Annotated in this window: 11 protein-coding genes; 3 read left to right on the forward strand and 8 right to left on the reverse strand. The window is 66.8% G+C overall.

Features of this window, described 5'->3' with window-relative positions; genetic code table 11:
* The first annotated feature begins 27 nt into the window (after positions 1–27).
* The gene (locus LJ656_RS05890; RefSeq protein WP_230508318.1) at positions 28–1,659 is read left to right on the forward strand and encodes a YifB family Mg chelatase-like AAA ATPase; all 1,632 of its coding nucleotides are present in this window, start codon (positions 28–30) and stop codon (positions 1,657–1,659) included.
* Positions 1,660–1,991: 332 nt separating this feature from the next.
* Here the strand turns inward: LJ656_RS05890 and LJ656_RS05895 are convergent, their stop codons facing one another.
* The gene (locus tag LJ656_RS05895; protein WP_425605903.1) at positions 1,992–2,639 is read right to left on the reverse strand and encodes a hypothetical protein; all 648 of its coding nucleotides are present in this window, start codon (positions 2,637–2,639) and stop codon (positions 1,992–1,994) included.
* Between the two features lie 194 nt (positions 2,640–2,833).
* On the opposite strand from LJ656_RS05895, the gene LJ656_RS05900 reads away from it, so the two are divergent.
* Positions 2,834–3,370: a TlpA disulfide reductase family protein gene (locus tag LJ656_RS05900; protein ID WP_230508320.1), complete on the forward strand. Its 537-nt coding sequence runs from the start codon at positions 2,834–2,836 to the stop codon at positions 3,368–3,370.
* A gap of 91 nt (positions 3,371–3,461) precedes the next feature.
* Here LJ656_RS05900 and LJ656_RS05905 read toward each other — a convergent pair whose 3' ends face one another.
* From LJ656_RS05905 to LJ656_RS05935, 7 genes are all read right to left on the reverse strand, one after another.
* Positions 3,462–4,814 carry a sigma-54-dependent transcriptional regulator gene (locus LJ656_RS05905; protein ID WP_075295135.1) on the reverse strand — a complete coding sequence of 451 codons (1,353 nt, stop codon included), beginning with the start codon at positions 4,812–4,814 and terminating at the stop codon, positions 3,462–3,464.
* 33 nt (positions 4,815–4,847) lie between these two features.
* Positions 4,848–6,782: a sensor histidine kinase gene (locus LJ656_RS05910; protein ID WP_425605904.1), complete on the reverse strand. Its 1,935-nt coding sequence runs from the start codon at positions 6,780–6,782 to the stop codon at positions 4,848–4,850.
* A 185-nt stretch (positions 6,783–6,967) separates the two neighbouring features.
* Positions 6,968–8,248 carry a dicarboxylate/amino acid:cation symporter gene (locus tag LJ656_RS05915; protein ID WP_230508322.1) on the reverse strand — a complete coding sequence of 427 codons (1,281 nt, stop codon included), beginning with the start codon at positions 8,246–8,248 and terminating at the stop codon, positions 6,968–6,970.
* Positions 8,249–8,630: 382 nt separating this feature from the next.
* A complete protein-coding gene (gene ugpQ / locus LJ656_RS05920) occupies positions 8,631–9,383 on the reverse strand; it encodes a glycerophosphodiester phosphodiesterase (RefSeq protein ID WP_230508323.1) in 753 nt (250 codons plus the stop codon).
* Between the two features lie 88 nt (positions 9,384–9,471).
* Positions 9,472–10,479, reverse strand: a complete 1,008-nt coding sequence (lipA, locus tag LJ656_RS05925) for a lipoyl synthase (protein ID WP_230508324.1) — start codon at positions 10,477–10,479, stop codon at positions 9,472–9,474.
* Positions 10,480–10,492: 13 nt separating this feature from the next.
* Positions 10,493–11,224, reverse strand: coding sequence for a lipoyl(octanoyl) transferase LipB (gene lipB / locus LJ656_RS05930; protein ID WP_230508325.1), 732 nt, complete (start codon positions 11,222–11,224; stop codon positions 10,493–10,495).
* Positions 11,225–11,287: 63 nt separating this feature from the next.
* On the reverse strand, positions 11,288–11,614 hold the full coding sequence (locus LJ656_RS05935) for a DUF2917 domain-containing protein (RefSeq protein WP_230508326.1): 327 nt from the start codon (positions 11,612–11,614) through the stop codon (positions 11,288–11,290).
* A 98-nt stretch (positions 11,615–11,712) separates the two neighbouring features.
* Here LJ656_RS05935 and LJ656_RS05940 point away from each other — a divergent pair, with 98 nt between their 5' ends.
* A complete protein-coding gene (locus LJ656_RS05940) occupies positions 11,713–12,696 on the forward strand; it encodes a transcriptional regulator GcvA (RefSeq protein ID WP_230508327.1) in 984 nt (327 codons plus the stop codon).
* Positions 12,697–12,704: the final 8 nt, after the last annotated feature.

Consider the following 12,704-nt stretch of genomic DNA (forward strand, 5'->3'; position numbering starts at 1 on the left):
CGAGCGCACCGTCCGACGGGAGAAAACATGTCGCTTGCCGTGGTGCGCAGTCGCGCGCCGGCCGCTGGCCGGGCGCCCGAAGTCACCGTCGAGGTTCACCTCGCCAACGGACTACCGTCCTTTTCGATAGTCGGCCTGCCCGATCTGGAAGTACGCGAAAGCCGCGAGCGCGTGCGCGCGGCGCTGCAGAACTGCGGCTTCGACTTTCCGGTGCGACGCATCACCGTCAACCTCGCTCCCGCCGATCTCCCCAAAGAATCGGGCCGCTTCGATCTGCCGATCGCGCTTGGCATCCTCGCCGCGAGCGGGCAGATTCCGGCCGAGTCGCTATTGCGCCGCGAGTTTGCCGGCGAGTTGTCGCTGACCGGCGCGCTGCGGCCGATGCGCGGCGCGTTCGCGATGGCATGCGGCACTGCGCGTGGCGCCGCGGCCGGGGATAGTGACGCCGAGCAGCCGTGTTCCACCGATGCGTTAGCCGCGCTGCCGGCTGCGCGTAACGCCGCAGCGGCGGAAACTTCCCGTAATGCCCCCGCTCCCGCCCCACAGCTCTACCTGCCAGCGGCAAGCGCGGCCGAAGCGGCGCTGGTGCCGGGCGTCGATGTCTACGGCGCCGCCGATCTCCCGTCGCTCTGCGCTCATCTGGCCGGCGCGCCGGACGCTGGCCTGCGCCCGGTCGCGGCGCCCGTGCTCGACGCGCACGGCGCGGCGCCGGTGCCCGACATGGCGGACGTGATCGGCCAACGCGCGGGGCGGCGCGCGCTCGAAGTCGCCGCGGCCGGCGGTCATCACGTGTTGCTGATCGGCCCGCCCGGCGCCGGCAAGTCGATGCTCGCGGCGCGCCTGCCCAGCCTGCTGCCGCCGATGACCGACGACGAAGCGTTGGACTCCGCCGCGCTGCTGTCCGCGAGCCGCCTCGGGTTCAAGCCGTCGCAGTGGCGTCAGCGGCCGTTTCGCGCGCCGCATCACTCGTCGAGCGCGGCCGCGCTGGTCGGCGGACGCAATCCGCCGCAGCCCGGCGAGATCACGCTCGCGCATCTGGGCGTGCTGTTTCTGGACGAATTGCCGGAGTTCGACCGGGTCGTGCTCGAAACGCTGCGCGAGCCGCTCGAAGCCGGCCGCATCACGATCTCGCGGGCCGCGCAACAAACGGACTTTCCGGCCGCGTGCCAGCTGATTGCCGCGATGAATCCGTGCCCGTGCGGCTGGCGCGGCGACCCGGGCGGCCGCTGTCGCTGCACACCGGAGCTGGCGACGCGTTATCTGCGCAAACTGTCCGGGCCGCTGCTCGACCGCATCGATATTCAGCTCGAAATTCCGGCGCTGACGCCCGCCGAGCTGAGCGCGCGCGCCGCCAGCGCGGGCGAAGCGAGCGCGACGATCGCGGCGCGTGTGAGCGTCGCGCGCGCTCGCCAACTGGCCCGGCAGGGCAAAACCAATCGAGAACTGAACGGGCGGGAGGTGGACGAAGCGTGCCGTCCCGATGCGGCCGGCGAAGCGCTGCTGCGTGAAGCGGGCGAGCGCTTCGGCTGGTCGGCGCGCGCTTATTACCGGGTGCTGAAGGTCGCCCGCACCATTGCGGACCTCGCCGGCACCGCGATGCCGAGCGCCGCGCAGATCGCCGAAGCGATTCAGTACCGGCGCGCTTTTGGCTCGTTATGAAAAGAAAAATCTACTGTCAAGACTTGACTTATACACAAGTTCGCGATCCTGACAGTTTTTGAAACAACTGGATGGCGGTTTCGGAGGCACATCCACAAGGCGTTGATTTGATTGACCTTTTCAGAATGCGCCGCAGCCGTGCATCGTTGATGGAAGGCCCGCCGTACGGGCATTTGAGGCAAATCAAGCGAAGTTCTCAACAAAGTTATCCACAGGAATCGCGCCAAAGTGGAAAACTTCAACGTAAACCGGGAATTAGCGCGTAAACCCAGGAAGGAACTTTCACTGCGCGCGGCACTCTGACGCGCCCGCGATCGGCCAAAAATACCTGGTCAATACAGCTGGAACGACGAAAAAAACTGGTCCACCTGGTCCTGCGGCAGCGGTTCGGCGGCGATGATCGCTGCCTGATAAACGTGCCGTCCATGCGCGACCAGCCGCGCGTAGACGATGCGCCGCTCGTGTTGCGCGCCGGCAGCGCCGCTGACCTTCATTTCGAGGCCCGGCGTCTTGCCGCCGGCGGCGAGCGGGATCTGCACCTCGTGCGCGTCGGGCGCCGCACCGACGTTGCGCGCGAGGCCCGCGCGCAGGAATTCGAGCGCGGCGCGCTGGCTCGCCGGGTTGTCGTCGGGCAGCATCACCGTGCCGACCGCGAACACCGCGTGGCCGGCTTCGGCGGTCTGCATCGCCATCTGCATCGGCGTGCCGTCGATCTGCACCGCGCGCTGGTCGTGGCCCGGCTTGGCCGGGAAGTCGACCGTGTAGCCGTCGTCGTTGTTCATCACGGTGCGCCAGTCGAAGGTCGGCGTACAGGCTGACAGCGCGACGCCGAGCAGCAGCGTCGCAGCGGCGGTGCGGAGCGCGGCGCGCAACTGAGCCACGGGAGCGCCGGCGCGATGGGTCGGCGAGCGATCGAACGGGAAGGAACGGAACGAAGTGCGGGCAAGGAAACGGCGGATGCAGCGAGCAGTTCGGAACATGGGAACGGGAAATCGGGCTGATAAAGCGGAAAGCGCCATTATCCGCTGATCCGCCGCCTGGCCGGCTCCCGCCGCCCCGCCGCTGCCGGCGCAATCACCGCTAATGGAGCTACAATAGCCAAGCTCTTCAGCACCGGCCCAAGGCCCGCCCGACCCATCGTTACGCGCTGCGCGCGACTCCCGAGGTTCCGTCCATGAGTTCCAATCCGTCCACCGCCGGCAAGCGCACGAGCCCGCTTCGCTACCTGATCGCGGCCGTCGTCGCGGTTGCGATCGCCGTCGCCGGTTACTTCGCGTTCGCCGGCCAGCAGCGCGTGCCCGATGCGACCTTCACGCTGCTGTCGGGCCAGAAACTCACCACTGCCGACCTGAAGGGCAAGGTCTATCTGATCAATTTCTGGGCGACCAGCTGCGATACCTGCATGAAGGAAATGCCGCAGATGGTCGAGACCTATAACCGCTACAAGGGCCAGGGTCTGGAATTCGTCGCGGTCGCAATGAACTACGACGCGCCGATGTACGTGACCAACTACACCGAAACGCGTCAGCTGCCGTTCAAGGTCGCGATGGACGACGGTTCGGCCGCCAAGCAGTTCGGCAACGTGCAGCTCACGCCGACCACCTTCGTCGTCGACAAGGACGGCAAAATCCTGAAGCGCTATGTGGGCGAGCCGCAGTTCGCGGAACTCGACCAGTTGCTCGCCAAGGCGCTGAAAGCGACTTCGACCTGATTCAGGACCAAGCGGGGCTTCACGGCCCCGCCAGCTCGAGCCGCTACGGCCACGCCGGCACAAGATTTCCCGCCGCCGGCGCCCTCGCCCCTCACCGCTCCCCTTCCCCTTTGGCCGCCAGGCCATATCGCTTGATCTTCTCATACAGCGTCGCCTTGCCGAGTTGCAGCCGGTCCGCCGCGACCGCCACCGCGCCGCCCGCCTGCTCGAGAGCCTCGGCGATCATCGCCCGTTCGAACTGTTCGACCCGCTCCTTCAACGGCTGCGGCGCCGCGGTGTCGTCGGTATCGAACGACAGCGCCGGTTCGTCGGCGATGCCGAGCACGAAGCGGTCGGCGGCGTTGCGCAGCTCCCGCACGTTGCCCGGCCAGTCGCGCTGCATCAGGCTCGCGCGCTGGCGATCGGTGAGGATCGGCGCCGGCCGCTGGTAGCGCACCGCCGCATCGAGCAGGAAATGCTCGAACAGCGGCACGATGTCTTCGCGGCGCTCGCCGAGCGGCGGCAACGCGATCGTCACCACGTTGAGCCGGTACAGCAGGTCGCGCCGGAACGAGCCGTCCGCGACATGCTCGGCCATATCGCCCTTGGCTGCCGCGACCACCCGGCAATTGACGCGAATCGGCTGATTCGAGCCGAGCCGCTCCAGCACGCCGTCCTGCAGCACGCGCAGCAGCTTGACCTGCAACGCCAGCGGCATGCTTTCGATTTCATCGAGAAACAACGTGCCGCCCGACGCGTGTTCGAGTTTGCCGATCCGCCGTTTCGCGGCGCCGGTGAATGCGCCCGGCTCGTAGCCGAACATCTCGGATTCGAACATCGGCTCGGGCAGCGCGCCGCAGTTCACCGCGATAAACGGCTTGTCGCGGCGCGGCGACAGCTCGTGCAGACTGCGCGCGATCAGTTCCTTGCCGGCGCCGGTGTCGCCGTTGATCAGCACCGACGCATCGGTCGGCGCGACGTTCGCGATCAGCCGTCGCACCTGCTCGATCGCCGGACTGCGGCCGATGATGCGCGGCGCGAGCGCATTCTGTTCGGCAAGCTCGCGGCGCAGCGCGAGGTTTTCGAGCAGCAGCTTGCGGCGCTCCAGCGCGCGCCGCACGGTTTCGATCAGCCGCTCGGATGCGAACGGCTTTTCGATGAAGTCGTACGCGCCGTCGCGCATCGCCTGCACCGCCATCGAGATGTCGCCGTGACCGGTGACCAGGATCACCGGCACGTCGGGCGCGCGTTCATGGCACTGCGCGAGCAGATCAAGACCGCTCGCGCCGGGCAACCGGATGTCGCTGACGATCACGCCGGAAAAATCCGCGCTGATCAGCTTCGCGGCCGCCTCGACCGACGCATGGCCGATCACGTCGAAGCCCGCCAGCTGCAGGCTCTGCACGCTCGCGCGCCGCACCAGTTCGTCGTCTTCGATATACAGCACCTGCAGGCCATCGGTCATTGCTTGTTCCGGGTCGGGTCGGGTCGGATCGGTTCAGGAGCCCGCGGTCAGCGAGTCCGGCGAGGGGTTCGTCTGCACGCGCGCGCGGCGCAGCGTCAACACGAATAATGCACCGCCCCGCGGCGCGTTGCGCGCGACCAGCGAGCCGCCGCAATCGCGCGCGATCGACGACGAAATCGCTAGACCCAAGCCGAGCCCCTGACCCATCTCCTTGGTCGTGAAGAACGGCTCGAACAGGCGCGGCAGCACGTCGTCGGCGATGCCCGGGCCGTTGTCGCCGACCGTGATCGCGAGATACGCTTGCGCGGCCTCGACCTCGACCGTGATGCGCGGCGGGCTCATGCCGGCGGTCGCGTCGAGCGCGTTGCCGAGCAGATTGATCAACACCTGTTCGAGCCGCAGATCGTCGCAATGCGCGACCAGTTCGGGGTGATCGTCGGCGAGGCTCAAAGGCGTGCGGATGCTGTTCGCGCAGTCGCCGTCGGCAGCCTGCAGCAGCACGAATTCAAGCTCGACGCCTTGTAGTCGCTTCTGCAACAGCCCGACGACGTTGCGCAGCGCCCGCACGATCGGCGCGCGCGCGCCGCGCGGCCGGGCCCGGCCGACGAACAGCTTCAACTGATTGGTGATCTTGCCCATCCGCTCGGTCAGCGCCGCGATCGCTTCGAGATTCTCGCGCGCCGACGCCTGATCGCCGCGTTCGAGCAGCACCCGGGTGTTGTCGGAGAAGCTGCGCAGCGCCGCGAGCGGCTGATTCAATTCATGCGTGATGCCGGCCGCCATCTGGCCGAGCGCGGCGAGCTTGCTCGCCTGGATCAGCTCGTCGTGCGCTGCGCGCAGTTCCTGTTCGGCGCGGGTGCGCTCGGCGACCTCCTTGTGCAACTGCTCGTTCGCCTCGGACAGATCCGCGGTGCGCTCGGCGACGCGCTGGTTCAATTCCGCGTAAGCCTTCTGCAGCAGCGCGCGGCTGCGCATCACCTCGCGCACGCGCGCGCGGCGCATCCGCCAGTAGAACGCGAGCAGCACCAGCGACACATAGCCGAAGCCGGTCACGATGGTCGCCTTGCGCGCGTCGGCATCGACCGGATCGACCGGCGACATCGTGATCAGATGCCAGTCCGGCTCGCCCATTCCGCGCCGCGACGCGAGGTAGCGCGGCGCGGAACGGCCGCCGCCGATGCGCAGAATCTGCGCGTTGCCTTCGAGCATCCGCTCGATCGTCACCGGCAGCGGCTCGATCGGCTGCTGCGCATACTGGCGCGCCTGATAGATCGAATCGGCGATCTGGCCGGTCAGCGGCCGGATCGTGTGGTACTTCCACGCCGGCACCGACGACAGAAAGATCACGCCGTGATCGTCGGTGACGACCAGCGGCTCGGACGCGTCAGCGGTCTGAAACCATTCGAGATCGAGCTTGACGACCGCGACGCCGATGATCTTGCCGTCGCGCCGGATCGGTTGCGAGATGTAGTAGCCGGGCGCCTGCGAAATCGTGCCGATGCCGAAAAAGCGGCCGACGCCGCCGTCCATCGCATCGAGGAAATACGGCCGGAACTGATAGCCGGCCCCGACGAAGCTGCCCGGTCCGCGCCAGTTGCTGGCGGCGACGCAATAGCCGTCGGTCGCGATCACGTAGCTGACGGTCGCGCGCGCATGGCGGTTCAGGTCTTCGAGATGGAGATTCGCGCGTTCGACGTTGGCCGCACTGGGATCGACCAGCACGTCCTGCACGATCGGATGCTCGCCGAGTAGATAAGGGAGGGATTCGTAGCGCTCGAGCGTGCTTTTGAGCGCGCTCGCGGTGCGTTCGGCGCGCACGGCCGCGTTGCGCCGCAAGGTGTCGATGCCGCTGCGCCACGTCACGCTGTAGGTGAGCCAGCATGCCGTCGCGAGCCCGGCTGCGAGCGCGAACAGGATCAGCAGACGGCGCGTCACGTTGGCAAAGTCCAATCGATGGGGATCGGACATTGTGGCATAAGGAGGCAGCGCATCGTCCGCGGCGCGGCGATACGCGTCGGCTCCGGGCCGGCGGCGGCTTGCGCCGCCAGCCTGCTCCGCCTGCGCCGGCGCGGCCACTTCAGAAGCGCGTGCGGACGCCGGTTTCATCGCGGGCGTGCGCACACATGACGACAGAACTCAGCCAAGGGCGGCGCTTATACGCCGGCCGGCTCTTTGACCGTCGCGTCGCCGCTCAGCACCGCTTTGAGCTTGCTGCGATCGAGCTCCTTCTCCCAGGCCGACACGACAACCGTCGCAACGCCGTTGCCGACGATGTTGGTCAGCGCGCGGCACTCGCTCATGAAGCGGTCGATACCGAGGATCAGCACCATGCCCGACAGCGGAATCGTCGGCACCACCGCCAGCGTCGCGGCCAGCGTGATGAAGCCCGCGCCGGTCACGCCGCTCGCGCCCTTCGAGGTCAGCATCGTCACCGCGAGCAGCGTCAGCTGCTGGCCCCACGTGAGGTCGGTGTTGGTCGCCTGGGCGATGAACAGCACGGCCATCGTCATGTAGATGTTGGTGCCGTCGAGATTGAACGAGTAACCGGTCGGCACCACCAGACCCACCACCGAGCGCGAGCAGCCGAGCTTTTCGAGCTTCTGCATCAGCTGCGGCAGCGCGGCTTCGGACGAGCTCGTGCCGAGCACGATCAGCATCTCTTCCTTGATGTACGCGATGAAGCGCAGGATGTTGAAGCCCACCACCTTCGCGATCGCGCCGAGCACGACCACCACGAACACGATCGAGGTCAGATAGAACGTGCCGATCAGCTTGAGCATCGGCAGCAGCGAGCCGACGCCGTATTTGCCGATCGTGAAGGCCATCGCGCCGAACGCGCCGATCGGCGCGAGCTTCGTGATGATCCGCACCATCCCGAACAGCACGTGCGAAATCCCTTCGATGAAGTTCGTCACGACCTTGCCCTTCTCACCGGCGGTCGCGAGCACCGAGCCGAACAGCAGCGCGATCAGCAGGATCTGCAGGATTTCGCCCTGCGCGAACGCCGACGAGATCGTGTCCGGGATGATGTGCATGAAGAAGTCGACCGTGCTCTGGCCGTGCGCCTTGGCCGCGTACGACGCGACCGCGCGGCTGTCGAGCGAGGCCGGATCGACGTTGAAGCCGGCGCCCGGACGCAGCAGGTGGGTCGCGAACAGGCCGAGCACCAGCGCGAAGGTCGAGACGACTTCGAAGTACAGCAGCGCCTTGCCGCCGACGCGCCCGACCTTCTTCATGTCCTCCATGCCGGCGATACCGGTGACCACCGTGCAGAAGATGATCGGCCCGATCACCATCTTGATCAGCTTGATGAAGCCGTCGCCGAGCGGCTTCATGTCGATGGCGAGGTTCGGGGAGAAATGCCCAAGTACGATGCCGATGATGATCGCCACGATCACCTGGACGTACAGCACTTTATAGAAAGGTTTCTTCACGATGGTTCCTGCTAGGGGATGAACTCATTGACCCACCGCGATACGCGGCGCGCGAACGGAACGTCGCGCGGGCGCACTGCATCGGGGCGACCGAGACGACGAATTCAGAAATACCGGGAAGGGAAATCGGACATCGTTGTCTCCTTGCTTTAATTGTCGGGCCGCGGCGGCCACGGACTTTTAATTTGCAAGCTCGATGCCAGTTAAGCACCCCGCTTAGATGCTTGATTTTTATGGTCTTTTTCGCCGCGCAGGGTGCGGGTCGTCCGGGATTCTGGAAATCCGGACGAGCGCTGTCGGGGAATCCGGAATTCCTCGCGCATGAATTTACGGGAAAACCCGCAAGGGTTTTCCAAGGGGCCTGCGATTCAGGTCGACGGCTTCAGACCAGCAGGTCGATGCGGTCCGTGCAGATCATGTCGACGCCCCATTGCGTGAGCGTTTGCGCGCGCGCCGGATCGTTGACCGTATAGGCGAGCACGCGCAGCCCGGCCGCGCGGATCTGCGCGACCAGCGGCTCGCTCAGATAACGATGGCTCGCATGCAGCGACACGCAGTCGAGTTCGCGCACGATGCTCAGCCAGTGAGCCGGCACTTCCTCGAACAACATCCCGCGCGGCAGCGACGGCGCGGCGTCGCGCGCGGCGGCCAGCGCGTCGAATGAAAACGACGACAGCAGCGGCGGCGTTTGCCCCGCCCACAACGTTAGCGCGCCGCTCGCAACCAGCGTGCCGGTGATCGTGTCGCGGCCCGGACACGGCTTGATCTCGATGTTCGCGACGATGCCGTCGCGCGCGCAGCGCTGCGCGGCTTCGGCGAGCGTCGGCAGCCGCGTGCCGGCGAACTGCGCGCCGCGCCATGCGCCGGCATCGAGCGCGGCGAGTTGCTGCCACGTGTGGTCGGCGGCCGCGCCGTGGCCGTTGGTGGTGCGCTCGAGCGTGTCGTCGTGCAACAGGAACAGCGCGTTATCGGCCGACAGCTTCGCGTCGAATTCGACCATCCGGTAGCCGTAGCGCACACACGCGTCGAAACCGGCCAGCGTGTTTTCCGGCGCGAGCGTGCCGCCGCAGCGATGCGCGACGAGCCGCGGGTAAGGCCAGCGTGCGGACGGTCCGCGAGCGATCTCTGTTGTCACCTGTCGTTCCTTTGTCGAACAGCGGCCAAAGAAAAAGCCCGCTCACGAAGCGGGCTTTTGCTGTTACTTCAAATACCGAGGCGTTACCTCAAACCACCCCGGCGCCATGCGCCTGCAGGTCGGCGTGATAGCTCGAACGCACCATCGCGCCGACGGCCGCGTGCGTGAAGCCCATCTTGTACGCCTCTTCCTCGTACATCTTGAAGGTGTCCGGATGCACGTACGCGCGCACCGGCAGATGGTGCTCCGACGGCTGCAGATACTGGCCGATCGTCAGCATGTCGACGTCGTGCTCGCGCAGATCGCGCATCACCTGGAGGATTTCCTCCTCGGTCTCGCCGAGGCCGACCATCAGGCCGGATTTGGTCGCGACGTGCGGATGCAGCGCCTTGAAGTCCTTCAGCAGCTTCAGCGAATGCGCGTAGTCCGAACCCGGGCGCGCTTCCTTGTACAGACGCGGCACCGTTTCGAGATTGTGGTTCATCACGTCGGGCGGCGCGGCGTTCAGGATGCCGAGCGCGCGGTCGAGCCGGCCGCGGAAGTCCGGCGTGAGAATTTCGATGCGGGTGGACGGCGACAGTTCGCGCGTCTGCCGGATACATTCGACAAAGTGCGCAGCGCCGCCGTCGCGCAGATCGTCACGATCGACGCTGGTGATCACCACGTACTTCAGCTTCAGCGCGGCGATGGTGCGCGCGAGGTTGGCCGGTTCGTCCGCGTCGAGCGGATCGGGACGGCCGTGGCCGACGTCGCAGAACGGGCAGCGGCGCGTGCACTTGTCGCCCATGATCATGAACGTCGCGGTGCCCTTGCCGAAGCATTCGCCGATGTTCGGGCAGCTCGCCTCTTCGCAAACCGTATGAAGATTGTGTTCGCGCAGGATCTGCTTGATTTCGTAGAAGCGCGAATTGCCGGTGGCCGCCTTTACGCGGATCCAGTCCGGCTTCTTCAGCTTTTCGATCGGCACGACCTTGATCGGGATGCGCGCGGTCTTGGCTTGCGCTTTCTGCTTCGCGGTGGCGTCGTAGGCGGCGGGGGCCGGCGCGCCTTCGGGTGCGGGGGTAGCTGCTGCGGGAGTCGCGGTTACGTCAGTCATTCGTTCGATCCAGTCAGGCGGTGAGCGCACCGGCCTGCGGTTGGGCGACGGCCGCGGGATTGCCGTCGAGGTTTGCGGTGAGGCGTGCTGCAAAGGTCCGGGCCACGTCGTCCCAGCCGGCGGCGACGCCGAGCGTCGCCATATCGACCGTTTCGAGCCCCGCGTAGCCGCATGGGTTGATCGCGAGGAACGGCCGCAAGTCCATGTTCACGTTCAGACTCACGCCGTGATAGCTGCAGCCGTTGCGGATTTTCAGACCGAGCGCCGCGATCTTGGCGCCGGCATGCGGCCCGGCATCGGGCCCGGGCGCCACGTAAATGCCAGGGGCGCCCGCCTTGCGTTCTCCGGCGAGATTATACGCCGCGAGGGTGCCGATCACGGCCTGCTCGATCCGCGTGACCAGCTCGCGCACCATCAGCTTGCGGCGGCGCAGGTCGAGCAGCAGATAGGCGACCACCTGGCCCGGTCCGTGGTACGTGATCTGCCCGCCGCGGTCGACCTTGACGAGCGGAATGGCGCTGTCGGCGGCCAGCAGGTGGGCCGGATCGCCGGCTTGGCCGAGCGTGAAAACCGGAGGATGTTCGACCAACCAGATTTCGTCGCGGGTGTCGGCGTTGCGCGCTTCGGTGAACGCGCGCATCGCGTCAAAACTGGCTTCGTACGGCTCGCGGCCGAGCCAGCGCAGCGTGGGCGGCTCGACGGCGGGAGAGGGGGACGGAGACGGGGAAACCGGGGTGGCGCACATGATGCCCGGAGTTTACCGAAATCCGGGCATCCGCGCCGGGGTCCGCCGGCGCCGCGCCGCCTCTCAGACCGTGCGCCAGCCGCCGCGCACGCGCAGCATCCAGCGCTCGCCGAGCCGTGCGAGCCAGTTGAGCGCGCGCTCGTCGTAGCGGGTCGGCACGGAAAACGTGACCTTGGCGAAATGCTCGCCCTCGGCGCTCAGCCACAGCCGCTCGCCGCGCCGCAGATGCACGGTATTGCCCGGTTGCAACCAGTAGTCGTGGATGTCGTCGCTGCGCGTGAGCCAGACCGTACCGCCGCGCACGGTCAGTTTGGTGCTGCGCGCGACCTTCAGCGGCAGCGTCTCGCCGGTACCGACTTCATAAGCAATGCTAGAGGAAATTTCTCGCATGATGCCCTCGCCAAAAATCGTCTGATGGCTAGAATCGTAGGTGCAGCAAGGGCTTGGGCAAAACGATCAATTTTCACGTCTATGTGAGAAATATTGCGATGGACTTGCGTCAACTCCCCGCCTTGAACGCGCTCAAGGCATTCGAAGCCGCCGCCCGCCACGAAAGCTTCTCGCGCGCCGCCGACGAACTGTTCGTCACCCACGGCGCGGTCAGCCACCAGATCCGAGCGCTCGAAGCCGAACTCGGCGTGTCGCTGTTCGCCCGCGATGGCAAGCGGGTGCGCCTGACCGAAACCGGCCGGCGCTATGCAACCCAGGTGCGCGGCGCGCTGATGGAGCTGGTCGACGCGACCCGCGCGATCCGCGCCGGCGACCGCGAGCGGCGCCTCGTCGTGTCGATCCTGACGTCGTTCGCGGCGCGCTGGGTCACGCCGCGCATCGGCAGCTTTATCGAGGCGCATCCGCAGTGGGACCTGGAGATGCTGTCCACCAATGCGCTGACTGACTTCGCGCGCGACGACGTCGACGCGGCGATCCGCTTCGGCTTCGGCAAATATCCGGGCCTGCATTCGGAGCTGCTGCTGGAAGAGATTTTCTTTCCGGCCTGCGCGCCGGACTTCAACGGCGGCAAGCTGCCGCAAACTCCGGCCGATCTCGCCAAAGTCCCGCTGCTGCGCTCCGGCGACGAACTGTGGCGGCCGTGGTTCGACGCGGCCGGTCTCACCGACTGGCCGGAGCCGAACCGCGGGGTGCTGTACGAGGATTCGTCGAATCTGTTGCAGGCGGCCATCGACGGCCAGGGGATCGTGCTCACGCGCCGCTCGCTGGCGATGCGCGAAATCGCGGCCGGCCGGCTGGTGCGCCTGTTCGACGTGGATGGGCCAAGCCCGTGGCAATACTATTTCGTGTGCCCGCCGCAGATGCTGGAGACCGCGCGGGTCAAGGCGTTTCGCGACTGGCTGTTCGCCGAGGTGGGACGGTTCCGCCAGCTGTTCGAACTGGCCTGCACCGCAGGGCCGCAAGCGTGCGCGCGCGCCGCAGCGCAAGGACAGACGGCGGACGCATTGCGCGTCGCGCCGTGAGGTGAAGC

Source organism: Paraburkholderia sejongensis (assembly GCF_020880815.1).
GTDB classification, from domain to species: domain Bacteria; phylum Pseudomonadota; class Gammaproteobacteria; order Burkholderiales; family Burkholderiaceae; genus Paraburkholderia; species Paraburkholderia sejongensis.